Below are 25,043 nucleotides of genomic sequence, written 5' to 3'. Positions count from 1 at the left end.
CAAACCATCATAAGAAGACATGTACTATACTCGACCATCATATTGTTGAGGGAGGGGGAGCCATGTCCGATTGGCGCTTATGCCAGCCTTCACAGAAAAGGACGAGATGTGCATCCATTTTCCTATGTTTTCCTTCCTTTGCTGCCTCCTGCAGCACACAAGCCATCGGGCAATCGACACAAATTAGGTCATCGTTCATAGTGACAGAATTGGCAAAAAATGGTATATTATTGGCACGGATTGTCCATCAACCATACGCTTGGTGAAGGAGGTTGTTCTGATGTATCAAATGGATCATGCATTGCGCGAACACCTGCACAAGTGCGATTATCCCCTGAAGAAGCACCTGTCCCAAGCAACAGGCCATGAGCAGGAGGTTACCGTATTGCTGCAGCGCAAGCCCGACCTGGATGCTGCCGTCTCTGGAGCCGTCAACCAGTTTCTTGCCGATTGCGGCGCGACCATCATCAAAGAGCTGCCCATCATCGATGCGGTCGTCGTGCGCCTGCCCCTGGGGGTTCTGGGTCAGGTCGCCAGCCATCATCATGTCCACCGCCTTCACCTTGATCGGACGATGCATACCCTGCTTGATGCGGCCGCCCCTACGATCGGCACCACGCAGGAGTGGGAGAACGGGCTGACGGGCAAAGGTGTGACGATCGCAATCATTGACACGGGGATTTATCCCCACCCCGATCTGGTTACCCCGCACAACCGGATCATCGGCTTTTACGATGTGATTCAAGGCAAATCCGATCCTTACGATGACAACGGCCACGGCACGCATGTGGCCGGCTGCGCGGCCGGAGCCGGGACGTCGAGCGGCGGGAAATACCGGGGACCGGCCTGGGAAGCCTCGCTCGTCGGCGTCAAGGTGCTCGATGCGAACGGGCAGGGAGCCGTTTCCGATATTATCGACGGGATACAGTGGTGCCTGCAGCAAAAAGAGAAGCTGGGCATTCGCATTCTCTCCCTCTCGCTCGGCGGCCCGGCCAGCGAATCATACCGCAACGACCCTCTCTGCCAGGCGCTGGAAAAGGCATGGCAGGCGGGCCTCGCCGTATTCGTCGCCGCCGGCAATGAAGGGCCGGGAACCGGCACGATCGGTTCGCCGGCCATCGATCCCGTACTGATCAGCGTAGGCGCTACGGATGACCGGAATACTGCGGGAAACGAGGACGATGCCGTTGCTTCCTTCTCGAGCCGCGGCCCGACGATCGACGGGCTGGTCAAGCCGGACATCGTCGCGCCCGGCGTCAACATCATCTCGCTGCGGGCCCCGGGCTCCACGCTCGATCTCGCCTACCCGCAGAGACGGGTGGACGACCAGTATTTTTCCCTGTCCGGCACATCGATGGCCACCCCCATCTGCGCCGGAGCGGCAGCGCTGCTGTTCCAGGCGAAGCCTGCCGCTACCCCCGATGAAGTGAAAGCGGCGATTCTGGCGGGGGCAAAAGACCTCTTCCACGCTCCCAACAGCGCGGGAAAGGGCTATGTGGACCTGCCGGGAGCCGTCAAAGCGCTCGGGAAAGAGAGCGCGCAGCCGCCTGCGCCGCCGAGCCCGACCCGCACGGCCGTCGCGTACAGTCCGGACATCGCCGAGCTGCTCTGGCAGGAACTGGCCGCAGCGCAGCAATCGATCGACCTGGAGGTTCCCGTTCTCACCGATCTCAACACGGTAACGGCGGTGGCAAACGCGGCCCAGCGCGGGATCAAGGTGCGGCTCCTGCTTGACGCTTCCGCTGCGGAAAACCTGGAAACGATCCGTTATCTGGAAGCGAAAGGCGTTGCCGTGCAGGCATTCAACAGCGGCAGCGGGCAAAGCGGCCTGCTCCACACCGCCATCGCCATTTTCGACCGCACGCGGGTCCTGTTGGGGAGCGGAGCGTGGACATACGAGGACTTTTACGTCGCGCGGGAACATGCCCTGCTGACCGACGATTCCCAGGTGACCGCACCGGTTATCTCCCTGTGGGAAGACGACTGGAGGCTGGCGGAACAGACCTCCCGTTCCCTGTTCCATGCAGTTCGCTCCTGATTGCGGAGAAGAAAGCAAGAGGCGGGTGTTCCCGCCTCAAGCATTTTTATTCGCGCTCTCCAGCTTCTGAAACGCGTAATACCCGGCTCCCAGCAGCCCCGTTGTCTGATCCTGCCGGGCATACGTGATGGTTAACCCTTCCGCAGGGTAAGGCTTGCGGGTGTACTTCAAGATGTATTCCTCCAGCAATTGCTTCGGAAAGTCGTTCATCTGAATCACCCCGCCGCCGATGATCACTTGATCCGGGTCGAAAATGTTGATTTCCGTCGCAATCGGAATGGACAGGGTTTCGACAAACCTGGTGATTTCCGGATGGGTCGCATGCTTGGTAAACAGATCCTTGATGTCGGTCGACGGGAAAAATTGCTCCCGGATTTGCGTCAACCGTTTGCCGGATGCGTATATTTCGATGCATCCCTCATTGCCGCAGCCGCATTTATCCTGCCGGAACAGCACGGGAATATGCCCCAGTTCGCCCGCGACGCCATTTTTTCCGTCAAGGAATCGGTCATGCAGATAAATCGAGTTTCCGAAACCCGTCCCGATGTAAAACCCCAATGTTGTCCCTTTGTTGATCAGATTGTGCTGGGTAATCTCATACTGCAGCAAAAAGTTGACGTCGTTTTCGATGTAGACGGGAACGCCATAGCACTGCTCCAACGGCTCCGCGACATTGATGTCGTCAAAGCCGATCAAGTTGGGAGACGAATAAACGATCCGCTTGTCTTTGCTGACAATGGAAGGAAAGCCGATCGAAATGGCCGCCAGCTTCATGTTGCCGGCGTGCTCTTGGAGATAGGTTGCAATGGCATGTTTCAGGTTTTCCATGGAGGTGCCTTCCCCGTAAAGGGTTGTAGTCGGTTTGATGGTGAAATGATGCAGCTGTCTATCCTGCGTCATCATGCCTAAACGAAAGTTGGTTCCGCCGATATCTATCGCTAAGACAAAGCTTTGTCCACTCATAACGATCCTCCACCGTCGTTCTAGGTTCCAAAAGCGAGGTGTTCGCTGCTTAGACCAGCTTGTAAGAGTCCCCGTCCACAACCGCTTTCTTTTGGAAAGGTTCATCCAACGCGCGCTGGTAGTTGTATCCCGACTGGGCCGGCCAAACCGAAAAAAAGACGAAGGGTTCATGCTGCGAAACGTTCACGGTCCGGTGCCCCCAGCCTGCCGGTATGTAGGCCACGGTACCCGGATTCATCTCGATGGTTTCCGTACGGTCGCCTTTTTGCATGAGCAGCAAACCCTTCCCTTTTTGGCCGTAGTAGATCTCCGCGCAGTCTTCATTGAGATGGTAATGGCCCTTTGTCATAAAGAATTCGCCATCCACATGGCCGGGTTCAATCATGGTGATGCAGTGGAGCAGTTCCCCTTCTTTCAGGGGGACGTCCTGCTTGTAGACGCGATACACGATGGGGTTTCCCTGTTCCTCCATTTGTTGACGGCGTGCCTCGTTGGCGAAATATCCCTTCATGTCGGATAATTTCCGTTCTTCATAACTGCTGTAGCGGGTAAAAGCATTCCGATTTTCATCAAAGATCGTGAAAAATGGCTGCAAGACCTTCTCCATTTCATTTCACCCCTACTTCATGCTGGAAATTTTCCATCATTCGATCCCAGGCGACGGTAACGTCCGGATGCAGATTGAACAGCCCGGACGAACCGACGATGAATACTTCCGTGCCCGCTGCTGCCAGCTGTTTGAAGGTGGCTTTGTTGCAGGAACCGTCCACTTCAATCAGATAGGGATAGCCGTACGTTTCTTTCCACTCCTTGGCCTGTCTGATTTTCTTCAGCATCTCGGGAATAAACGCTTGGCCGGCATATCCCGGATCTACGGTCATGATTGTGATTTTATCAAGCAGATGAATGTATTCCCTGATATACTCGAGCGGTGTGGCGGGGTTTAACGCCACGCCAGCCTTGCAGCCACGGGCTTTGATCCTGTTGATGATCCGAAACGCGTCCCGATTGATCGTTTCCGCATGGGGAGTGATATAATCGGCTCCCGCTTCCGCAGTCATATCGATAAAATCGGCAGGCGATTCCACCATCAGGTGGGCATCGATGGGAAGTTGGGTAATCGATTTCACTTGACTGATAAAAAAAGGAGAAAGCGTAATATTTCGGACATAATGGCCATCCATAATGTCAATGTGGTAGAAATCCGCCCTCTCGTTCAATGCCAGAATCTGCTCCCTGAACTGCACCAGATTCATGCACATCAAAGACGGGGAAAATTTGTACGCCATTTCTCTTCACTCCCTTATTTTTTGGCACTAAACAACTTATCCAGCGTGACGGCGGCGATAATCAGCGAACCCATGACGATTTGCTGATAATAGGTGGATACATTCAGGATATTCAGCCCATTGTTGATGACCCCGATGATCAATCCGCCCATCACCACGCCGATAATGGTTCCCTTGCCGCCAAAGAAGCTGGTGCCGCCAATGATCGCCGAAGCAATCGCAAACGTCTCGAACCCAACGCCGGCCAGGGGTTCAGCCGCCCCCAAACGGGCTGTCATCACCACTCCGGCAATCCCGGCGCAGATGCCCGAGATGATAAAGACAATCAGTTGGTGCTTCTTGATATCAATGCCGGAGAACCAGGCGGATTGAGCGTTTCCCCCCAGTGCGTAGATGTTCCTGCCCAGAATCGTCTTGGTCGTGATGAAGTGGAGGATGAGCGCTACTGTCAGGGCAATGATCACCGGAATGGGAATATGGAAAATCCAGCCCGCCACCCCTTCCTTGAAGGACTGCGGAAAGCCGAAGATCGGCTTGGCATCCGAAATGATCAGCGTGATCCCGCGATAGATGGACATGGTCCCCAAGGTGATGATAAACGGGTGCAGCCCGGTTTTATTTACCAAAATCCCGTTAACAGCCCCCAACAAGCCGCCCACCAGAATGCCGCCGATCAAAATGGCAAGGACAACAGGCGTTCCGGATACAAGCAGCTTGCCGGTGATCACACCGGTCAATGCAATGACGGAGCCGACGGAAAGGTCGATGCCCGCAATTAAAATGGTAAAAAACTCGCCGCATGCAATCAAAATGGTAATCGCACTCTGCAGAACCACCTGGGTCAAGTTATTGGTGGTCAGAAAGTATTCAGGGGAGAGAATCCCCAGAGCCGCAACGATCAAGATGAATATCCCGAATATCCCAAACTTCTGCCAACTTTCGCGAAACCGATTTACCATGGGTGGTTCTCCTTCCTTACATGTCAGAGGTTGCAGCCAACATGATTTTTTCTTCCGTTGCTTCTTCATTCGTGAATGTCGCCCGCAGCCTGCCATCTTTAAAAACAATGATGCGATCGCATACCGCCAGCAATTCAGGCAGCTCCGAGGAAACCATGAGGATGCCTTTCCCTTCATTGGCAAGCTTCCGCATGATGGCATAAATCTCGCTTTTGGCTCCTACGTCGATGCCGCGAGTCGGTTCGTCGAAGATCATCAGTCTTGCTTGAGCCGCCAGCCATTTGCCGATAATCACCTTCTGCTGGTTGCCGCCCGATAACTCCGTAATATTTTGAAGAATGGAAGAACATTTGATCCGCAAGACCTTCTTTTGTTCTTCCGCCTGCTGCTGTTCAGCTTGCTTATTGACGAACCCCCAGATGCCTCCCCATTTTGACTTGCGAACCAGTGAGGAGATGGAGATGTTTTTCCATATCTCGAAATTGTGGAAAAACCCCGTTTCCCTGCGGTTTTCCGTAATGAAAGCCAACCCCTTTTTCACCGCGTCGTGCGGACTTTTGATGATGACCTTCTCGCCAAACAGGGTCATGTCGCCGCTCTCCAATTCTGCTGCTCCGAATATCGCGTTCATCAGTTCCGTCCGTCCCGAGCCGATCAACCCGGCAAAACCCAGGATCTCTCCCCGGTAAAGCTTGAAACTGACATCCTGCACGGCCCGGTCTTTTCTTGTCAGGTGTTGAACCTCAAAGATCACCTCGTTGGTTTCGGCCCGATGGGGATTGAGGTTCTTGGCGTTCAATTCCCTGCCGACCATCATGGAAACCAACTGATCGGTGGTCACATCCTTTAACGGTTTGGTGCCGACATGTTTTCCATCCTTCAGAACGGTGACGCGATCGCCAATTTCAGCAAGTTCCTTCATCTTGTGGGAGATGTACACGATGCCGACGCCTTCTTTTTTCAACTGCCGGATAATCGCAAACAGCTTGTTTACTTCCTCCGTCGTCAAGGACGAGGTCGGTTCATCCATAATGATTACTTTGGCGTCGGAGGCCAGCGCTTTGGCGATTTCCACCTGCTGTTTTTCGGAAATCGGAAGCTCTCCGACCAGGGTGGACGGACTGCGATTCAAACCGACCCTTTTCAGCAATTCGGCCGTTTTTTCATGAATGTGCGCAAAATCCACGACGGGAATGCCCATCACTTTTTTGGTCGGCAGCTTGCCTACAAACAGGTTTTCGGCAATGGACAACTCGTCGATCAAGCTTAATTCCTGATAGATGATGCTGATTTTGTTTTCAGCGGAATCCGCCGGGGTCAATTTGCTGTATTCCCTGCCGGACAGAATGATGCTCCCTTCGGTAGGTTCGTAGATTCCGCTCAGGATTTTCATCAAGGTCGATTTTCCTGCTCCATTTTCGCCAAGCAGAATGTGGACTTCCCCGCTCAAAATATCAAAATTGATATTTTCCAGGGCAGTGACACCGGAAAACTTCTTGGTGATATTTCTCATCTCCACCAAAGGTTTCATCATCCACCCTCCTTATGGGGTTTTCTCATCCCTGACAGAGGCAGGGATGAGAAAACCTGTCTCCGACTGGGGTCACTTCGTGATCAGTTGGGAATCGACGGCAATGGTTTCCGGCTCTGCATCTATCGAGAACGGTACCTTTTTGTCAACCGCCTCTTTCAGCTTATCCAAGCTTGTCGCGCCGATCTGGGCCGGATCCTGAGCGACCGTGGCGGCCAATTCGCCTTTCTTGACGGATTCAACCGCTTCCGGCGTGCCGTCCGTCCCTACGACCAGGATTTTTTTGTTCGCGTTTTTCACGGCTTCCAGCGCACCCAGTGCCATGGTGTCGTTCGCCGCATAGATCGCTTTCAGTTCCGGATACCGCTGAATCAGGTTCGTGGTGACATCGAGCGCCTTGATGCGGTCCCAATCGGCCGGCTGGCTCGCCACCAATTCAATTCCTTTGGCGGATTTGAATACTTCTTCCGCTCCCTGTTTGCGGGCTTCACCCGACGCGTTGCCGGCTTTCCCCTCGATGATGGCGACTTGTCCGCCTTCTGCGCCCAAGGTGTCCACGATATACTGGGCCCCTTTCGCTCCCACCTTGACGTTATCCGTGGTGACGAAAGCGTATACATTTCCACCGGCGTTTTTCAGTTCCTGCATGTCTAATTTTTCATCGATGTTGACAACGGGAATCCCTTTTTGATTGGCCGCCACGATTTGGGGAATCACGTTTACCGGCGATAACGGCGCAACCCCGATGCCCGCGTAATCTTTATTTAACAAATCTTCAAACAATTTCAGCTGGCCTTGTGTATCATCCTCCGAAGAAACAGCCAGAATATCAACCTGAATCCCCAGCTTGGCCGCCTCTTTTTCAATCCCTTCCTTCATGGAGACCCAGAAAGGATTAGATAACGTTTTCAAGATCATGGCGTATTTGGGTTTTTGCCCACCCGCTTGGGCTGCTGCCTGATCCTGCTGGCCGGGTTGATTCGTCCCCTGGCTGCATCCAAACGCCGCAAGCGATAAGGCGCCAACCAGCAAAGCAGATAACCAAACATTTTTCTTCATATACGAACTCCTCCTTTTAATTGGGTAAACGATTACTCATCTGCAGAAACAGACGAGTATGCGTTTACATTTTTCTATTGATATGTGTTTTGAGAAAACGATTACCCAACCGAAAATAACAGAAGGGTAATCGATTACTCTTCCAATAATTACAGGGTCGTATTCCTTTTTACCAAGGATACGGGGAGCACAATATTTTGTTTCTGTGGTTTTTTCTGATCGATCATGTCCAGGAGAATCTGTGCTGCGATTTCACCCAATTTGGTCTTATCCTGCTCCACTGTCGTAAGCGGGGGATAACTGTGCTGCGCGACGGAAATATTATCGAAGCCGATGATCTTTACTTCATCGGGAATCAGGATCTGATGTTGATGCAAAGCGTTGATCGCGCCAATCGCCAACCAGTCGGTGCAGGCAAAGATCGCATCAAACGCTGTCCCCCTGCTGATCAGGTGTTGGACCGCCTTGGTAGCTTCATGGACATCGACCTTGACATTCACCACCAGATTTTCATCCAATGGAATCCCGTGCTTCTGCAAAGCTTCCCGATATCCGCGGTATCGTTCGGCCATCGGCGAAACGTCCCGCTCGTCTTTGATGATGACGATCCGTTTGCAGCCTTGTTGAATCAATTCTTCCGTGGCGATAAAACCGCCGCTGAAGTTGTCCGACTCGACTACGACAATCTCCTTGTTGCCCGGATTGCGGTCAATACAAACCGTGGGAAGATGCTTGCTTGTCGTCTGCTCCGGTATTTGCTTGTTGCCGGACAGATAGATGATGCCATCTACGCCTTTGGCCTCCAGATCCCTGACGAACATCTTTTCCTTTTCATGGTCTTCACTGGTGTTACAGATGAAAATCGAATAGCCGTTCGGCACGGAATAATTTTCAATGGCCAACACGATGTTTGCGAAGAATTCGTTCGTGATATCAGGGACGATCACGCCGATTGTTTTCGATTTGTTCGTGCGCAGGCTTTTGGCTACCACGTTTGTCCGGTAATTGTAATCCCGGATAATCTCCAGAACGCGCTCCTTAGTTTCTTCCGAATACCTCCCCGTATTGTTCAGTATTCTTGAAACCGTTGCGCTTGACACACCAGCCAGTTCAGCAATTTTTTTGATCGTAATGTTCGACATGGTCACCACCTTTGTTGGTTAATCGATTACCCAAAAAGTGATTTGTAATCTAATTATAGAGGATGTCATGGGAATTTGTAAACGCTTTTTTCCAAAATTCGAGTTTTTTCGTCAAAGGGTTGTGAACAATTTTCCATAGAAAACAGGGCCAAGCAAGGGTTCGCTTGGCCCTTCCGATGCTTACGCGCGGCCGATACAGCCGCACAGCTCCATTTTTTCTTTCGCCAGCTGTTTGACCGCCTCCTTGGCCGGCGCCATATACTTGCGCGGGTCCAATTCGGAGGGGTTTTGCAGGAAGAATTGCTTGATCGATTCCGAGAAAGCGTTTTTCAATTCCGTCGCCACATTCATCTTCGCCATTCCCAGGGAGACGCAGCGTTTCACCTGTTCGGCCGGAATGCCGGACCCGCCGTGCAGCACAAGCGGCACCTCCACCCTGCGGGCGATTTCCTCAAGCCGTGCGAAATCGATGTTCGGTTCTCCCTTGTAAATGCCGTGGGCCGTGCCGATCGCCGGAGCCAGGGTGGGAACGCCGGTCCGCTCGATAAACTCCTGGCACTCCGCCGGATCTGCCAGGAGGGCGTGCTCTTCCTCCACCACGATGTCGTCCTCGACTCCGCCCACCTTGCCCAGCTCCGCTTCGACATTGACATTAAGCGCTCTGGCGATTTCCACCACCTTTTTGGTGCGCTGCACATTTTCCTCAAACGGATGCATGGAGGCGTCAATCATCACCGATGTGTATCCCGCCCGCATGCACTGCACGATCAAGTCAAAATCCTGGCAGTGGTCAAGATGGAGCGCGATCGGCACGCTTGCCTTCTCGGCGGCCACTCTTGCGTTTGCCGCAATATACTCGATTCCCAGATGCTTCACCGTGCCAACCGTCGTTTGCAGAATAAGCGGCGAGCGGCACTCTTCGGCCGCTTCCACCACGGCCTGCATCATTTCCAGCGTATGAACGTTGAAAGCAACGATCCCGTAGCCGTTTTTTCTTGCCTCTTGCAAGAGAGGAGTAGATGATACCAAACCCAATTGCTTGCACCTTCCTTTTCTAGAGTCTCGTAATCCTCACCTTGGGGAGAAAGGTTGTCACTTCCTGCAACCGCACAAAACCCGCTTCCCGATGCAGGGCGTTGGATGCGGCGGCAGCCGTTCCGAGGCGCAAGGCCTCCGGCAGTTCGTCCGGCAGCGCGCTTCCCCCGCGATCCAGATGGCACGCAATCCCCGCCACCATCGCATCTCCGCAGCCAACGCTGTTTACCGCTTCAATTGGCGGCGGGGCGATATGCCATGCCGCGTGAGCTGTTACGGCAATCGCTCCTTCCCGGTCCATGGAGACGATGACCGCCTGCACGCCCTTGTCGATCAGTTTCGCAGCCGCGCGCAAGAGCTCGCGCCGGCTGTCCGGACGGTATCCCAGGAGCTGCCCGATCTCCTCCCGGTTGGGTTTGCAGATCGCAGGCGCAGCATCGATCCCTCTCGCCAGCGGCTCACCGCTTGCATCCAGAATGGTGAGCGCCCCTTCCCGCTTCGCGGCCTGAATCAATGCGGCATAAAAATCGGCTGGCACTCCCCGGGGCAAACTTCCGGAAAAAACAACCACCTTGCTTGCTTTGGCCAGCGCGGCGATTTTTTCCGCCAGCTGGTGCTGGGCGGCTTCTGCAACCACCGGCCCCGGCTCCAGCAGTTCCGTCGGGGTGCCCCCCGCTTCGTCGAGGATCGCAATCGTTTCCCGCGAGTTGCCCTCCACCCGGACAAAATCGCTGGCAATCCCCCGCTGCTCAATCCCCTGATGAATGAATTGCCCGTTGGTTCCTCCGAGAAAACCGCTGGCTGTCACCCGGGCCCCCAGAGTACGGGCTACTTTCGCCACATTAATCCCCTTTCCGCCGGGTACCGCGACCACTTCCGCGACCCGGTTCACATCGTGCAGGGCGATTCGCTTGACATGATAGGTTTTGTCGATCGCCGCATTGGCGGTGACGGTTGTGATCATCCCCGCTCCCTTCTCTCCTGGAGGAATGCTTCCAGCTGCGCAAGCGTGGCCGTGCCTTCCATCGGCCCTTTTCTGGATACGGCGTATGCGCCGGCGGCATTGGCATAGGTGACGGCCTCCCGGATGGATCTGCCCTGATTGATCAGCGACACAAACGTTCCGGCAAAGCAGTCTCCCGCTCCGGTTGGATCCACTTCCTCCGTCGGATACGGCTCGACATCATAGACGGCATCCCGTTCATACACCGTGCAGCCCCGGCTGCCCCGCTTCACGATCATGCAGCGCACCTGCTGCGCGAAAACCGCTTCAGCCGCTTCCCGTTCATCCGCCAAGCCCGTGATGATTTTCAGCTCTTCTTCCCCCGGGAGGAAGATGTCGCAGCTGCGCAGGGCATACAGGATAAACGCCTTCACCCGCTCGTTTTCCATCAGCTCTTTGCGGATATTGGGGTCAAAGGTAATCTTCACCTGCTTGTCCTTCGCGATGGATATGGCTTTGGTCAGCGCCGCGATCATCCCTGCGTTAAAAGCGGAACAGCCCATGATATGAAAGTAATTGCAGCCCTCAAACATCTCTTCGCGAACATCTTCGGGGGTCACGCAAGCTGCCGCCGAATCCTTAAGCGTAAAAATAAAGTCCCGGTCACCATTCTCCTTGTAGGTGACAAACGCGATGCCTGTCGTCTTGTCGGCCACCGTGCCGATGTAGCGGACATCCACTCCGTCCCGTTTCAGCCGCTCCACATTCAGCCGACCGAACCCGTCGCGTCCCACCTTGGAAACGATTGCGGTGGAGCTGCCCGTCTTGGTTGCCTGATCTATAAAGATAGCCGGGGCCCCGCTGGGAAAGGGACCGATGAATTCCCCCGTTTGCTCGAAGGTTTGCCCCAGGCTTTTCGCCATGACTTCCACCAGAATCTCACCGATTGTGATGATTTCCGCCATTCAACGCTCTCCTATCCTTACGTCAACCGTTTTTTGTTTTTTACGTCTACATACACCGCAATCAAGATGACGACTCCCTTGACAATCAATTGATAGAAATACGGAACGTTCATCAGATTCATGCCGTTGTTGATGACGCCGATAATGATGGCACCGATCAATGTCCCCAGAATTTTCCCGCTGCCCCCGCTCAGGCTGGTTCCTCCCAGCACGGCGGCCGCGATGGCGTCCAGCTCATAGCCGGAGGCCGCATTGGGCTGGGCGGAGAACAAGCGGGAGGCCAGAATCAACCCGCTGATCGTCGCCATGACGCTGGTGATCACGTACACGCCGATTTTCAGGCGGGAAACATTGATGCCGGCGTAGACCGCCGCTTCTTCGTTGCCGCCCGTGATATAGGCGCGCCGGCCGAATTTGGTTTTGGACAGGATGACATGGTTGATCACAAAAAGAAGCAGCAGGATCAGAATGGGAATGTGAATCCCCGCGATGGAGCCGTTCCCCAGTTCCAGAAACGCCTGGTTTTGGATGGCAACCGGCACACCGTCTGTCGTGATATAGGCAATGCCGCGATAAATGCCCATTGTCGCAACCGTCACGATAAAAGCGGGAATATGGAGCTTGGAGATCAGCACCCCGTTGAAGGCGCCCAACAGGACACCGATCGCCAGCACGATCAGGATCGCGGGCAAAAACGGCACATTGTGTTGCAGCAAAAGCGCCGCCGCCGTTCCGGAGAGGGCAATGGTGGAACCGATCGACAGATCAATGCCGCCGATGATCAGCGCAAACGTCATGCCGAATGCGCTGATTGCAATGATCGAAACCTGCAGGACGATGTTCAGCAGGTTGTTGACTTTGAGAAAGTGCGGGGAAAACAGGGAGAAAAACAGCACAAGAACAAGCAGCCCCGCCAAAATCCCGCCGTATGCTCGCAAAAATGCCAGGCCTGGTTTGGCAGACATCGTTTTTTGGTTGGCCGCCATCCGGGATACGTTCGCCATGGTTATTTCCCTCCAGTCGCGTAAAGCATGACTTCATCCTGGGTCGTTGCGCTTGGATCCAGTTCCTTGACAATCTTCTTGTCCCGCATGATCAGCATGCGGTCGCTCATGAACAGCACCTCGGAAAGCTCGGACGAGATCATGATGATGCCGACTCCTTCGCTTGCCAATTTTCGCATCAGCCGGTAGATTTCGTTTTTGGAGCCGATGTCGATCCCCCGCGTGGGTTCATCGAGGATGAGAATGTCCGGCTGTGTTTCCAGCCACTTCGCCAGGACGATCTTCTGCTGATTGCCGCCGCTCAGTTGATTGACGGTTTGGTCGATACCCGCTGTTTTTATCTGGAGCGCGGCGACCGCTTTTCGGGCAACGTCGCTTTCCTTTTTGTCACTGATCAGCCCCAGCCTGGAAAGCAGGTTGTCGATGCTGACCATGGAAATGTTTCGTTTTACGGTATCGGAAATCACCAGTCCCTGCTCGCGCCGGCTTTCCGTAATAAAGGCAATTTTCTGCGAAATGGCGTCCTGGGGCCGCGTAATGGTTACCGGCTTCCCCTTGATCGTCATGGTGCCGGAGTCCGGCGGGGTAATGCCGAAAATCGCTTTTGCCACATCGGAGCGGCCCGCCCCCATCAAGCCGAAAATGCCGAGAATCTCTCCTTTTTTCAGGTGCAGGTTGATGTTGTCAAACAGGCCTTGCTTGGTAAAGCCCTTTACTTCCAACAGCGTATCGGGACCGATGTCATAGCTGCGCTTCGGATAGATGTCCTTCAGTTCCCTGCCGACCATCATCCGGATCAGACCATTGATATCGGCTTCGCTTTTTTTCACGGTGCCGATATAGCTGCCGTCGCGCATCACCGTAATTTCATCCGAGATGCGGAGCAGCTCATCCATCCGGTGGGAGATATAGATAATGGCAACCCCTTTTGCTTTCAGCTTGTCGATGATGCGAAACAATACCTCTGTTTCTCTGCTGCTCAATGCCGACGTCGGTTCATCCATGATGATCACTTCCGATTGAAGAGAAAGCGCTTTGGCGATCTCCACCATCTGTTTCTGGGAAATGCTCAACGCTTTCACCGGCGTCGTCGGGGGCAAATCCAGCTCGATTTGTGCAAGCAGTTCCTGAGCCGCCCGGTTCATTTGGCGATCATTGATAAACCATCCCGTCATCGGCTCCCGATTCGCGAAGATGTTCTCCGCAATGCTCAGGTTGGGGCAAAGGCTGAGCTCCTGATAAATAATGCTGATTCCCCTCATCTGCGCATCTTTTGGGGTAGCCAGCCTGATGCGCTCTCCTTTAAAGAGAATCTCCCCTTCATCCGGCTGATGAACGCCGGAGATGATTTTCATCAGTGTCGATTTTCCGGCTCCGTTCTCCCCCAGGAGAGTGTGGACCTGGCCTTTCTTGATTTGCAGTTGTACGCCTGAGAGAGCGGTTACGCTACCAAAGGACTTCTTGATGTTCTTCAACTCCAGAATGATCTCTTCCGCCATCGCGATCCCTCCAAGTACGATGCCTTCCCGGATGAGTGGGCCGGGAAGGCATGCAGGTACAGTTACTGTTTCTCTCCCTCTTTGGAAAAGATGCCAGGTTTCACAGGAATCACTTTGTCGACCGCTTCTTTCTTGATGATCTTCACGGCAGCTTGGACACCCTGTTTCCCGATTTGATCCGGATGTTGGGTAATGACCGAATAGAATGACTTTTCGTTTTTCACCGCGTTGCGCGCTTCTTCCATTCCGTCAAAACCGATCACCTTGATTTGATCTTCTTTGCCCGCTGACTTGATTGCCGCCACGGCCGCCAGTGCGGCGTCATCGCCGAAACCGAAGATGCCTGCCAAATCGCCATTGGCCTGGATCATGTTTTGGGCGGCCGTCAGTGCTTCCGGTCGGGTAATGCCCGGTTGGATGGCAACGATTTCAATATTGGGGTACTTGGCTATCGCTTCTTTAAAACCGTTGACGCGGTCGATGACCGATTGAACCGTCGGATAATCGATGATCGCCACTTTCCCTTTTTCGCCAATCGCTTTTGCCATCTCTTCCCCGGCCATTTTTCCGCCTTCATAGTTGTCGGTCGCCACATGGGCATCCGGCTCAACGCCGTTCGCCGCAATGTCAACGGTTACAACCGGGATGTTGGCCGCTTTCGCCTTGCTGATCGCGCCCGCCACTCCTTTGGAATCGACCGGGCTCAGGATGATGGCATCCACGCCTTTGGTGATAAAATCTTCAATGTCCGACAACTGCTTGTTCAAATCCTGGTTTGCCACCGAGACCTGGAGATTGACGCCTTCCGCTTTCGCTTCTTCTTCCATGGCGTTTTTCAAGGAAACATAGAACGGATGCTGCTGTGTCAGCAGCGAAGCGCCAATCACGATTTCCTTCTGTGCGGCGTCCGGCGCCGAACCGTTTCCTCCTGGCGCAGCATTTTGGCCCGCAGGCTCCTGGCTGCCGCATGCGGCCAAAAAGAGCAAGCTGGACACCATAAGCGTTGTTGCTGTCAACTTCCCAAACCTTCGCATTTCATAATTCCCCCTCTTGTTCAGCAGATGTAAATGAATGCGCTTTAATTAGCGGCTATTTCAATTCGATCAAAACAAGGTTTTGACCGAATCGGTAACGATTAATTGGGTCTTCAAGCGCTGGATCTGAGGAAATCGGCTGTAATCCCCATTGATCCGTTTCAGCAGGATCTCTGCCGCATTGATCCCGATTTCACGGGAAGGCTGAACCACTACAGAGACCGGCGGATTAAACATCTGGAAAAGTTCCGTCTGGTCATAACCGCAAAGGGAAATATCCTCTCCCATCCTGAGCCCCTGTTCCATCATCACCTTCATCGAGTTCACGGTGGTGGGATAGTTGGTGGAGAAGATGGCCGTCGGACGGTCCGGCAGGCTCATCAGCTGGCGAAAGGCGTCAATCCCGCCGGTCTTGTTGTACTGCGCATGAACGATGTACGCTTCGTTAATCTCGATATTGTAATCCTCCAGCGCCCGCAGATAGCCGGTCAGGCGTTCCTGCGCCGTATAGATTTCCTGCGGACCGGCAATGATGCCGATCTTCTGGTGCCCTTTGTTGATGATCATCTCGACGGCGGAATAAGCGCCGTTTACGTTGTCGCAGACGACCGCATCCAGCTCGCAATCCTTTACCAGACGATCGATCAGCACCACCGGGATACCGCTGTCCACAATGCCCGTGACATCAAGCTCGGCCGACGTTACCGGCATCAGGATGATGCCATCCACGCACTTGTTTTTCAGGTAGGCGAGCTTTTCCGTCTGCCCCTGCAGGCTGTCATTGGCGCTGCAAATCACGATGCCGTAGTTGAGCGGATTGAGGACTTCCTCGATGCCTTCAATGACCTGGGTGCAAAAGATGTCGCTGATGCGCGGAATCAAAACCCCGACCGTAAACGTCTTGTTGGTTCGCAGACCCCTCGCCATCGGATTTGAGGTGAATTGCAGACTCTCGATCGCCTCTTCGATTTTTTTGCGGTTCTCTTCCTTTATCTTGTAACCATTCAGATAGCGTGACACCGTACCGACAGATACGTCGGCAAGCTTCGCCACGTCTTTGATCGTCTTCATATACCACCCCAAAAATTGAAACGTTTCAATTTTAATAGTAAAAATAATTAAAACGTTTTTACTTGATACGATCTTACACTCAAAAAATCAGTTGGTCAATACTGATTTTTTGATTTTTTTGCACAAATCATGAATGATTTCATCGCCAAAAAACTTCTGAAAAGCAAATTCGCATTTGGTGATTCAATTTTTTACCATCCAAACAATTAAATCGTTTCAATTTTTTCCGAGGTGCTCTCCTCCCAAGAGCCGCCCGCCTCATGCTGCCGCTTCCACCGAACAGACAAGAGAGCCGGGTCATCCCCCCGGCTCAGTGTGCAGACAAAGTCGGTCATCATGGGTGATGGTTCCTGCTCGCTCTCTTGACGACCAGCGAAGAAGTTTGCCCTGTCCGCTCCGAAACGCGACGCGGGCGGGGGCTCAACATCTGGGCGTTTCAGGGATGTGAGACTCACGCCCCCTTTGCTCCCGCGTCTTCGTTTCTTCGCTGAGTCTGTCGTCAAAGGAGCTCGCTTGGCCCCATCACGCCATGCCTCTAACAGAAGTTCATCCTTTCTTCTTCACGGCAGCATCCAGGAAAGCACATTTGTCTGCAAGTAGGTCAGCACGCAGATGATCAGCAGCAGCAGAATGCTGTGTTTAAACGTAAACCGGAACAGCTCGGCGTCCTTGCCCGCCAATCCCACCGCAGCGCAGGCGACCGCGATCGATTGCGGCGAAATCATTTTGCCGGTGACGCCGCCGCTGCTGTTGGCCGCAATCGCCAGCGCCGGGCTCATGCCCAGCTGCGTCGCTGTCACCTTTTGCAGATTGCCAAACAACAGGTTGGAAGAGGTATCCGATCCCGTGAGAAATACCCCCAACCAGCCCAACATGGGCGCGAAGAACGGGAACAGCACCCCTGTCGCCGCCAGCGCCATGCCGAGCGTCGTGCTCATCCCGGAAGCGTTGGCCACGTACGCAAAACCGACGACAGCCGCGATCGTGGTGATGGCGAACCGCAATTCGCGCAAGGTCTCGCCAAACGTCTTCCCCCACTCTTTCCACGAGATCCTGGCGATAAACTTGGTGATGACCGCTGCAAACAGGATCGCCGTTCCCGCTGCCACCAGCAGTTCCAGCTTAAACAACGCTTCGATCGGCTTGCCGTTTGCGCCGATGACGAGTTGGTTCAGGCCGGGCACCGGCGGGTAAAAGCTGAGCGCTTTGCCGAGCGGATTGATCGCGGACAGGAGCGCGTTGGCTCCCTCGTATTTGCCGATCAATGCCTTTTTTATCGAGGGAACGCCCCACAGCGAGATCAGCGCCGTCAGCACCAGAAACGGAGACCAGGCGTACAACACCTGCTTCGCCGTATAGGTGCGCCTGCTGCCCTTCCCAAGCCTCCCAGCCTGATCGGAAGGAGCCGTTTGCATGCCCGCCGTCTCCGCCTGAAACCGGAAGATGGACGCGGGCTGCCACACCTTCAGCAGCAGGGTGAGGCAGACCATCGACACCAGGGCGGAGAGAATGTCGGGAAGCTCCGGTCCCATATAGTTGGAGGTGATGAACTGGGTGCACGCAAAGGAAATGCCGGAGACCAGGATGGCGGGCATCACCTCGAGGGTTCGTCTGAATCCGCACATCAGCACGACCAGATAAAACGGCACAAAAATGGAGAGCAGCGGCAGCTGGCGGCCGACGATCTGGGATATATCCATCGCCGGGATCCCCGTCGGGCCGGATACGGCGATAATCGGCGTTCCGATGGCGCCGAACGCGACGGGCGCGGTGTTGGCGAGCAGACAGATCCCCGCCGCATAGATCGGATGAAATCCCAGTCCGACCAGCAGTGCCGCCGAAATGGCGACCGGCGCGCCAAAACCGGCAGCCCCTTCCAGAAACGCCCCGAACGAAAAGGCGATCAGGAGCGCCTGCAGGCGGCGGTCCTCCGTAACCGAGACCACGGATGCGCGGATGATATCAAACTGTCCCGACTTAACCGTCAGCTTATACAAAAAGACCGAAGCGATAATGATCCATCCGATCGGGATCACCCCGTACACGGCTCCCTGTACGGCCGACATCACGGCCATCCCGGCCGGCATGCCATACACCACCATCGCGACCAGAACAGCGACCAGCAGGGTGGTGGAGCCGGCAATATGTCCCTTCATGCGCTTCACGGCCAACGCCCAGAAGAAATAAAGAATCGGAATCAGTGCCACCAGGGCGGAGAGAGCCAGGCTCCCTCCTACCGGCGTATAAATCTGCGACCACGCCATAACCGAACACCTCGCTTGAACAGAAGTTGGTGATTCAACGGGCCTCCCCGGGGGCTGTCCTCATTTCCGCACAGCGGCCCGGCTTGGGGAACAGCTTGTCGGGATTCAACAGATTCTGCGGATTGAACACATCGCGAATCCCGATCTGCGCGGCAATCTCCTCGTCCGTGAAGATATACCGCATCTCCTCTTTTTTCTCGATGCCGACGCCGTGCTCGCCCGTAATCGAGCCTCCCGCATCCGCACACGCTTTCAGCACCTCCGAGCCAACCTGGACGGCCCGTTCCGTTTCCCCGGGAATTCTTGCGTCAAACAGGATCAGCGGGTGCAGATTGCCGTCCCCGGCGTGAAAGACATTGGCGATCCGCAGCCCGGAGCGCGCGCTGATCCGGCTGATCTTTTCCAGGACTTCCGGCAGGCGGCTGCGGGGAATCACGCCATCCTGCACCAGATAATCCGGCGAGATCGCCCCCATGGCGGGGAAGGCCGTTTTCCGGTTGGCCCACCATCTCGCCCGTTCCTCCTCGCTGGCTGCCACCTTCACCTCCGACACGTTCCGGTTTTGACAAACCTCCACGATCCGCGCGATTTGATCGTCAATCCCGGCGGAAATCCCGTCCACTTCAATCAGCAGCAGCGCTTCCAACCCTTTGGGGTGGCCGACCGGATAATTGCCCGCTTCCACCCCTTCGATCGCCGTCTTGTCCATCATCTCCAGCGCCGCCGGCACGATGCCGGCTGCCACGATGTCGGAAACCGCCCGGCTGGCTTCCTCCACGCTGTCGAAATAGGCCAGCACCGTCTTTTTGCCTTCGGGATTTTTCAGGATGCGCACCGTGATCTTTGTCACAATCCCCAGGGTTCCTTCCGACCCGGTGAGAAGCCCCAGCAGGTCGTAACCCGGTGTGTCGGGCACGCCGCCGATTTCCACAATCTCTCCGTCGGCCAGCACCACCTCCAGCCCCAGCACGTGGTTGGTGGTCACCCCGTATTTCAGGCAGTGCGCCCCTCCCGCGTTCTCCGCCACATTGCCGCCGATCGTGCAGGCGTATTGGCTGGAAGGATCGGGCGCGTAATAGTAGCCTTTGGCGGCGACGGCATTGGTCAGCTTCAGATTGACGAAGCCCGGTTCCACCACAGCCAGCCGGTTTTCGTAATCGACATGCAGCAGCCGCTTCATCCTGACCAGGCTGATGATCACTTCACCGCCCAGCGGGATGGCGCCGCCGCTCAGGCCCGTCCCCGCCCCCCGGGGAATAAACGGGATGTGTCGTTCATGCAGGTGCTTGACAACCGCGGACACCTCCGCCGTACAGGAGGGAAACACGACGGCACGGGGCGGCTGTTTCCGGACGGTGTAGCCGTCGCATTCGTAGGCGATCAGATCCTCCCGGCGGTACAGGACGGCATCCGGGCCGACAATCTGTGACAGTTCACGGACAAGCGGATCGATGGCGGCCATCGGCTACATCCCCCTTTCCTCTTGCGGTGCCGCTTCCCGCTGGTAGGCCCAATCGAGCAGTTGGACGGTATGGACAACCCGCTGTGTGCGGCCGTGCCGGTGAACCCCCATCATCATCTGCAGCATGCAGCCCGGATTTCCCATCGCGATGATGTCCGCCTGCTCCGGAACCGCTTTCATTTTTTCGTCGAGAATCTTGCCGGCCATCTCCGGATGGGTCAGGTTGTAGATGCCGGCACTTCCGCAACAGCGGTCCGCGAGCGGCATCTCCACCCATGCCACGCCGGGAATCTCGCGCAGCAGCTGCCGGGGTTCCGCACGAATGCCCTGCCCGTGGGCGAGATGGCAGGCATCGTGGTAGGCCACGCGCGCTTCTACCCGGCCTGTCGGCTTTTCATAGCCGTGCGCAGCCAAAAATTTCGAGATGTCCGCCACTTTTTCGGCGAATTGTACCGCCTTCTCGCGATAAGCGGGGTCATTTTGCAGCAGTTCGGGGTATTCCTTCAGCGCGCATCCGCAGCCCGCCGCATTGACGATCACGCTGTCCACACGGGCGTGCAAAAAGGCGTCGATGTTCCGCCGTGCCAGGATCTTGCCCTGCTCCCGGTCACCGGCATGGATATGCAGCGCTCCGCAGCACCGCTGGTCGCGCGGCACCACCACTTCATACCCGTTGCGGGTCAACACGCGCACGGTCGCCTCGTTGATATCGCCGAACAGGACATCCATCACGCACCCGGTGAGCAGGGCGACCCGCCCCCGAGGAGTCCCTTGGGCCGGAATGACTTCCGGGTATCTTTTCATCACCGGATCGGGAACGGCGGGCACGACGCGTTCCATCGCCTGCAGATGCCCGGGCAGCAGGTTGAGCAGCCCCGTTTTTCGCGCCAACGCTTGCAGGCCGCTTCGCTGATAAAGCTTCATCAGCTTTCCCAGGGCGAACAAGCGGGAAGGATGCGGAAACACGCCTCTCAGGAATACGGCATGAAGCAGGGCCCTCCAGCCCGTTAATGGCATTGCCTTGCGGATTTGTCCGCGCGCCGCTTCAATCAGCGAACCCACCTGCACGCCGGATGGGCAGGCCGTTTCACAGGCACGGCAGTCCAGACAGGTGAAAACCGGTTGTTCAAAGCCTGGGGACAGCGGAATTTTCCCTTCCGCAACCGCTTTGATCAGATGGACCCGTCCGCGCGGGGACTGCTGTTCATGCCCCGTCTCCAGATAGGTGGGACACGATTCCAGGCACAGCCCGCAGTGGACGCAGGCGGAATACTTTTCCTCGTCGGGCGGATCTTCCCAGAGATAATGGCTTTTCGTTGCAGGCGCACTCACTTATATCCCCCCTACAAAACGGTTCGGGCTGCACACCTGGCGCGGATCGATGGCACGCTTGACCCCCTGCATCAGGGAAAACCCGGCAGGCGGTCTTCCCCACACGTCCAGTTGGCGGCGCACTGCAAGGGAGGCATGCTGCACCACCGCATAGCCGCCCCGCTCTTCGGCCGCCGTGCGCACCTCCTGCAGATAAGCGGCAAAGCGCGCCGGATCTCCTTTGACATAGACGCGGGAAATGCCGTGCCCCAGACCGCCGTGTCCCTCCACAGCCAGGCCGTGCCGCTCGCCGAGGTCGTGGCAGGTCTTGACCAACTCCAGCACATCCAGGTTGCGGCTGCCGATTTTCAGGGCCATTTCCGCCGCTTGCCGGTCGGCGGGGGAAACGCCGGAAGGAAACATCCGGTAGAACCGGGACCACCAATGCGCCGCCTCTTCCTGCCGCCATGACCGGATCTCCGTTCCCGGCGGCGCGTGCGCGATGAGCCATTCTTCCTGGTAGCGGACCGCTTTCTCCCCGTCTTCCAGGGCGATCGCCAGGGCATAGCCGTCTCTCCCGTTCATGGCCTGGTGGAGTGCGGGACTCAGGAGTTCCAGCGAGACCGGTTCCATGGTCGAGTCGAGCACAGCAAGCACAAAGGAGCGGATCGCGGGAAAATCGGCATTGGGGAATGCGAGCAGCAGCAGCGACTGGCAGGGCGGCACGGGGCGCAGTTTCAGCGTGATTTCGCTCATGACGCCCAATGTGCCCATGGAACCGATAAACAGTTTGCTCATATCGTAGCCGGCCACATTTTTCACCACCTTCCCGCCCGTCCGGATGACGCGCCCGTCGGGATACACCACGCGCAGCCCGATCACATGGTCTCGGGCCGAACCATAGCGCAGCCGCTTCGGCCCGCTGTCATTGGCGGCCACCACGCCGCCGATCGTCGCTGCGTCGGGCCAGAACGGGTCGAGCGGAAGCATCTGCCCGTGGACGGCCAGCTGTTCGGCGATCTCCCGGATCGTCGTACCCGCCTTCACCGTCACGGTCATGTCGCCGGGCGAATATTCCACGATCCCCCTGCAGGAGGAGAGGCAAAGCAGGATGTCCGCCTTTTCCAGGGTCCCGCCCCATCCTCGTTTTGTCCCCCCTCCCATCGGAATCACGGATAGCGAATGGGCATGGGCCGCCTGCAATACGGCCGCAATCTCTTCCTCGGTTTCCGGAAAGACCTCGTACGCGCCGTGATTCCCGAGAACATGCAAGGGTTCCGCGGCCGGCCGGATCTTTCCCACCGTAATGGCTTTCGTGATGGCCATCGCTGCCATGTTCATCCCCCTTTGGTAAGCGCCGCTTCCATCCGTTCCCTCTCCTGTGTCAATCCAGATACGGCAGCCCAAGCAGCGTGAGAAATTCGACGAATTCGTCGTCTGCAACCAGCTGCGTGAACAGCCGGGCCGCATTCCCGTAGTTTCCACTCTCATACGCTTCCGCGCCGATGGACTGCCTGATCTTCTCCAGCTCTTCCTCCCGCAGCTGTTCCACCAGTTCCAGCGTGATCTTCCGGCCGTCATCGAGGATGCCCTGGGGATGGCGGATCCACTGCCAGACCTGGGCCCGGGAGATTTCCGCAGTGGCGGCATCCTCCATCAGGTTGAAGATGGGGACGGCGCCGGAACCGCCCAGCCACGCGGCGATGTATTGGATGGCGACGCTGATATTGGTGCGCAGGCCCGCTTCCGTGATCGTCCCTTCCGGCACATCAAGCAGCTGCTCGGCGGTCACCGCCAGATCCTCCAGCTTCCTGTCAATCTGATGGGGAGACGGCATGTGCGCGTCAAACACTTCCAGCGCCACCGGCACCAATCCCGGATGGGCCACCCAGGTGCCGTCGTGTCCGTCGCTGGCTTCCCGCAGTTTATCTGCCCGCACCCGCTGCATCGCTTCCTCGTTTGCCGTCGGATCGTGTTTCACCGGGATATAGGCGGACATCCCCCCGATCGCATGGGCATTCCGCTTGTGGCACGTCTGGATGGTGAGCAGGGAATACGCCCGCATAAACGGCACCGTCATGGTAACCTGCGAGCGGTCGGGCAGAATCACGTCCGGATGATGGCGGAACTTCTTGATATAGCTGAAAATGTAGTCCCACCGCCCGCAGTTCAACCCGGCCATGTGGTCGCGCAGCTCATAGATGATTTCGTCCATTTCAAAGGCGGCCAGAATCGTTTCGATCAGGACGGTAGCCTTGATCGTGCCCTGCGGAATGCCCAGCTGATCCTGCGCCCAGACAAACACATCGTTCCAGAGCCGCGCCTCCAGGTGGCTCTCCAGCTTGGGCAGGTAAAAATACGGACCGGAGCCGTTGGCGATCAGCGTTTGGGCGTTGTGGAAGAAGTAGAGTCCGAAATCGAACAGACTGCCGGAGACAGGTTTGCCATCGATGAGAACGTGCTTCTCTTCCAGATGCCAGCCGCGCGGACGGACGATCAGGGTCGCCACCTGATCGTGGAGGGCATACACTTTTCCCTCCGGACCGACATGGCGGATCGTCCGGTTGATGGCGTCGCGCAAATTGATCTGCCCCTGGATGGTGTTGGCCCAAGTGGGCGAGTTGGCGTCCTCAAAATCGGCCATGAACGCCTTGGCCCCGGAATTCAGGGCGTTGATCACCATCTTCCGATCCCCGGCCGGCCCGGTGATCTCCACCCGCCGATCCTGCAGATCCGGCGGGACCGGCGCAATCGTCCAAGCGCCCTGGCGAATGTGCGCCGTCTCCGGCAGGAAACCGGGCTTCTTCCCCGCGTCCCATTCGGCCTGCCGTTCGGCCCGTTTGCGCAGCAGCGCTTCCCGGCGATCCCCGAATGTTCGGGTCAACCCGGCGACAAACTGCAGGGCCGCAGGCGTCAATATCTCGGCGAACGCCGGCGTCATGCGCCCTGTCAGCTGAACGCCGTCCATTCGTTGGTAGGCTTCCGTTCCCATGCTCTTCCCCCCATCCCTTCATGGTTTGAGCTAACCCCTGTTTAGTTATCAGATATGTGGGCAGCGTACCAATCATGTCCATCCAATTAGCGGGCGGGCGAATTTTTTTGCCGCTTCGTTCCCTGTTGAAACCGGAAATTGAACCAGGGCTGATGCTAACCCGTTCACACACAAAAAAAACCGGTCCCTGTTTGACGGGGACCAGTCAGACTGATGACAAACTTCTGTTTGAGGCATGGAGGAATGGGGCCAAGCGAGCTCCTTTGACGACTGACTCAGCGGAGAAACAAAGACGCGGGGGCCACAGGGGGCGTGAGTCTCACTTCGCTGAACCAGCTAATATCTTGTCAAGCCAAATTAATTAAATAGCATCATTATTTGTGGTATACTTTAAAAAGGGTATAACAAACCAGCCTTCCAAATTCAGTTGGAAGGATCTGGTTATCAGTCCTATCCGTTATCGTTATACGGTCTGTTCTTGA

The 25,043-nt window shown here is 56.0% G+C and carries 20 protein-coding genes; 1 reads left to right on the top strand and 19 read right to left on the bottom strand.

The genetic code is table 11. The annotated features are described in order from the left end of the window. Positions 1-280 precede the first annotated feature (280 nt). Positions 281-2,038, top strand: a complete 1,758-nt coding sequence (locus G3578_RS16190; RefSeq protein ID WP_165214012.1) for a S8 family serine peptidase — start codon at positions 281-283, stop codon at positions 2,036-2,038. 36 nt (positions 2,039-2,074) lie between these two features. On the opposite strand, the gene alsK is transcribed toward G3578_RS16190, so the two are convergent. The 19 genes from alsK to aceB form a co-directional block, all read right to left on the bottom strand. Continuing rightward, positions 2,075-3,001: an allose kinase gene (gene alsK / locus G3578_RS16185; protein ID WP_165214011.1), complete on the bottom strand. Its 927-nt coding sequence runs from the start codon at positions 2,999-3,001 to the stop codon at positions 2,075-2,077. Positions 3,002-3,050: 49 nt separating this feature from the next. After that, complete coding sequence (locus G3578_RS16180) at positions 3,051-3,608, bottom strand: glucose-6-phosphate isomerase family protein (RefSeq protein ID WP_165214010.1); 558 nt, start codon at positions 3,606-3,608, stop codon at positions 3,051-3,053. 1 nt (position 3,609) lies between these two features. Further along, positions 3,610-4,290, bottom strand: a complete 681-nt coding sequence (alsE, locus tag G3578_RS16175) for a D-allulose 6-phosphate 3-epimerase (protein WP_165214009.1) — start codon at positions 4,288-4,290, stop codon at positions 3,610-3,612. Between the two features lie 14 nt (positions 4,291-4,304). Then, positions 4,305-5,249, bottom strand: coding sequence for a D-allose ABC transporter permease (gene alsC / locus G3578_RS16170; RefSeq protein WP_165214008.1), 945 nt, complete (start codon positions 5,247-5,249; stop codon positions 4,305-4,307). Between the two features lie 16 nt (positions 5,250-5,265). Beyond that, positions 5,266-6,780: a D-allose ABC transporter ATP-binding protein AlsA gene (gene alsA / locus G3578_RS16165; protein ID WP_165214007.1), complete on the bottom strand. Its 1,515-nt coding sequence runs from the start codon at positions 6,778-6,780 to the stop codon at positions 5,266-5,268. Positions 6,781-6,852: 72 nt separating this feature from the next. Continuing rightward, positions 6,853-7,839 carry a D-allose transporter substrate-binding protein gene (gene alsB, locus G3578_RS16160; protein WP_165214006.1) on the bottom strand — a complete coding sequence of 329 codons (987 nt, stop codon included), beginning with the start codon at positions 7,837-7,839 and terminating at the stop codon, positions 6,853-6,855. A 149-nt stretch (positions 7,840-7,988) separates the two neighbouring features. Continuing rightward, the gene (locus tag G3578_RS16155; RefSeq protein ID WP_165214005.1) at positions 7,989-8,981 is read right to left on the bottom strand and encodes a LacI family DNA-binding transcriptional regulator; all 993 of its coding nucleotides are present in this window, start codon (positions 8,979-8,981) and stop codon (positions 7,989-7,991) included. Positions 8,982-9,161: 180 nt separating this feature from the next. Further along, a complete protein-coding gene (gene fba, locus G3578_RS16150) occupies positions 9,162-10,016 on the bottom strand; it encodes a class II fructose-1,6-bisphosphate aldolase (RefSeq protein ID WP_165214004.1) in 855 nt (284 codons plus the stop codon). Between the two features lie 19 nt (positions 10,017-10,035). Next, positions 10,036-10,980 carry a 1-phosphofructokinase gene (pfkB, locus tag G3578_RS16145; RefSeq protein WP_165214003.1) on the bottom strand — a complete coding sequence of 315 codons (945 nt, stop codon included), beginning with the start codon at positions 10,978-10,980 and terminating at the stop codon, positions 10,036-10,038. Next, positions 10,977-11,924: a sugar kinase gene (locus G3578_RS16140; RefSeq protein ID WP_165214002.1), complete on the bottom strand. Its 948-nt coding sequence runs from the start codon at positions 11,922-11,924 to the stop codon at positions 10,977-10,979. The genes pfkB and G3578_RS16140 overlap by 4 nt, the downstream gene beginning before the upstream one ends. Positions 11,925-11,941: 17 nt before the next feature. Beyond that, on the bottom strand, positions 11,942-12,928 hold the full coding sequence (locus G3578_RS16135; RefSeq protein WP_165214001.1) for an ABC transporter permease: 987 nt from the start codon (positions 12,926-12,928) through the stop codon (positions 11,942-11,944). A 2-nt stretch (positions 12,929-12,930) separates the two neighbouring features. Beyond that, positions 12,931-14,427 (bottom strand): sugar ABC transporter ATP-binding protein, encoded by a 1,497-nt coding sequence (locus G3578_RS16130; RefSeq protein ID WP_165214000.1) that lies wholly within the window; start codon positions 14,425-14,427, stop codon positions 12,931-12,933. Between the two features lie 62 nt (positions 14,428-14,489). Further along, a complete protein-coding gene (locus G3578_RS16125; protein ID WP_165213999.1) occupies positions 14,490-15,461 on the bottom strand; it encodes a substrate-binding domain-containing protein in 972 nt (323 codons plus the stop codon). Between the two features lie 69 nt (positions 15,462-15,530). Beyond that, positions 15,531-16,532 (bottom strand): LacI family DNA-binding transcriptional regulator, encoded by a 1,002-nt coding sequence (locus G3578_RS16120; RefSeq protein WP_165213998.1) that lies wholly within the window; start codon positions 16,530-16,532, stop codon positions 15,531-15,533. A 560-nt stretch (positions 16,533-17,092) separates the two neighbouring features. Beyond that, entirely contained in the window at positions 17,093-18,796 is a 1,704-nt protein-coding gene (locus G3578_RS16115) for an L-lactate permease (protein ID WP_165213997.1), read from the bottom strand. Positions 18,797-18,830: 34 nt separating this feature from the next. Further along, positions 18,831-20,258, bottom strand: a complete 1,428-nt coding sequence (locus tag G3578_RS16110) for an FAD-linked oxidase C-terminal domain-containing protein (protein WP_165213996.1) — start codon at positions 20,256-20,258, stop codon at positions 18,831-18,833. 3 nt (positions 20,259-20,261) lie between these two features. Beyond that, on the bottom strand, positions 20,262-21,590 hold the full coding sequence (locus G3578_RS16105; RefSeq protein ID WP_165213995.1) for a heterodisulfide reductase-related iron-sulfur binding cluster: 1,329 nt from the start codon (positions 21,588-21,590) through the stop codon (positions 20,262-20,264). Then, positions 21,591-22,904: an FAD-binding oxidoreductase gene (locus G3578_RS16100; protein ID WP_165213994.1), complete on the bottom strand. Its 1,314-nt coding sequence runs from the start codon at positions 22,902-22,904 to the stop codon at positions 21,591-21,593. Between the two features lie 49 nt (positions 22,905-22,953). Further along, a complete protein-coding gene (gene aceB / locus G3578_RS16095; RefSeq protein WP_165213993.1) occupies positions 22,954-24,561 on the bottom strand; it encodes a malate synthase A in 1,608 nt (535 codons plus the stop codon). Positions 24,562-25,043: the final 482 nt, after the last annotated feature.

The organism is Brevibacillus sp. SYP-B805, from assembly GCF_011059135.1.
Lineage (GTDB): Bacteria > Bacillota > Bacilli > Brevibacillales > Brevibacillaceae > Brevibacillus_F.
Note: the sequence above shows the minus strand (reverse complement) of the source record. Positions and strands in the feature narration are given on the sequence as shown.

What these genes read in the sequence shown, in the direction of transcription:
- G3578_RS16190 (WP_165214012.1), top strand. Translation starts at nt 281, where the DNA reads ATGTATCAAATGGATCATGCATTGCGCGAACACCTGCACAAGTGCGAT.
- alsK (WP_165214011.1), bottom strand. Translation starts at nt 3,001, where the DNA reads ATGAGTGGACAAAGCTTTGTCTTAGCGATAGATATCGGCGGAACCAAC.
- G3578_RS16180 (WP_165214010.1), bottom strand. Translation starts at nt 3,608, where the DNA reads ATGGAGAAGGTCTTGCAGCCATTTTTCACGATCTTTGATGAAAATCGG.
- alsE (WP_165214009.1), bottom strand. Translation starts at nt 4,290, where the DNA reads ATGGCGTACAAATTTTCCCCGTCTTTGATGTGCATGAATCTGGTGCAG.
- alsC (WP_165214008.1), bottom strand. Translation starts at nt 5,249, where the DNA reads ATGGTAAATCGGTTTCGCGAAAGTTGGCAGAAGTTTGGGATATTCGGG.
- alsA (WP_165214007.1), bottom strand. Translation starts at nt 6,780, where the DNA reads ATGAAACCTTTGGTGGAGATGAGAAATATCACCAAGAAGTTTTCCGGT.
- alsB (WP_165214006.1), bottom strand. Translation starts at nt 7,839, where the DNA reads ATGAAGAAAAATGTTTGGTTATCTGCTTTGCTGGTTGGCGCCTTATCG.
- G3578_RS16155 (WP_165214005.1), bottom strand. Translation starts at nt 8,981, where the DNA reads ATGTCGAACATTACGATCAAAAAAATTGCTGAACTGGCTGGTGTGTCA.
- pfkB (WP_165214003.1), bottom strand. Translation starts at nt 10,980, where the DNA reads ATGATCACAACCGTCACCGCCAATGCGGCGATCGACAAAACCTATCAT.
- G3578_RS16140 (WP_165214002.1), bottom strand. Translation starts at nt 11,924, where the DNA reads ATGGCGGAAATCATCACAATCGGTGAGATTCTGGTGGAAGTCATGGCG.
- G3578_RS16135 (WP_165214001.1), bottom strand. Translation starts at nt 12,928, where the DNA reads ATGGCGAACGTATCCCGGATGGCGGCCAACCAAAAAACGATGTCTGCC.
- G3578_RS16130 (WP_165214000.1), bottom strand. Translation starts at nt 14,427, where the DNA reads ATGGCGGAAGAGATCATTCTGGAGTTGAAGAACATCAAGAAGTCCTTT.
- G3578_RS16125 (WP_165213999.1), bottom strand. Translation starts at nt 15,461, where the DNA reads ATGCGAAGGTTTGGGAAGTTGACAGCAACAACGCTTATGGTGTCCAGC.
- G3578_RS16120 (WP_165213998.1), bottom strand. Translation starts at nt 16,532, where the DNA reads ATGAAGACGATCAAAGACGTGGCGAAGCTTGCCGACGTATCTGTCGGT.
- G3578_RS16115 (WP_165213997.1), bottom strand. Translation starts at nt 18,796, where the DNA reads ATGGCGTGGTCGCAGATTTATACGCCGGTAGGAGGGAGCCTGGCTCTC.
- G3578_RS16110 (WP_165213996.1), bottom strand. Translation starts at nt 20,258, where the DNA reads ATGGCCGCCATCGATCCGCTTGTCCGTGAACTGTCACAGATTGTCGGC.
- G3578_RS16100 (WP_165213994.1), bottom strand. Translation starts at nt 22,904, where the DNA reads ATGGCAGCGATGGCCATCACGAAAGCCATTACGGTGGGAAAGATCCGG.
- aceB (WP_165213993.1), bottom strand. Translation starts at nt 24,561, where the DNA reads ATGGGAACGGAAGCCTACCAACGAATGGACGGCGTTCAGCTGACAGGG.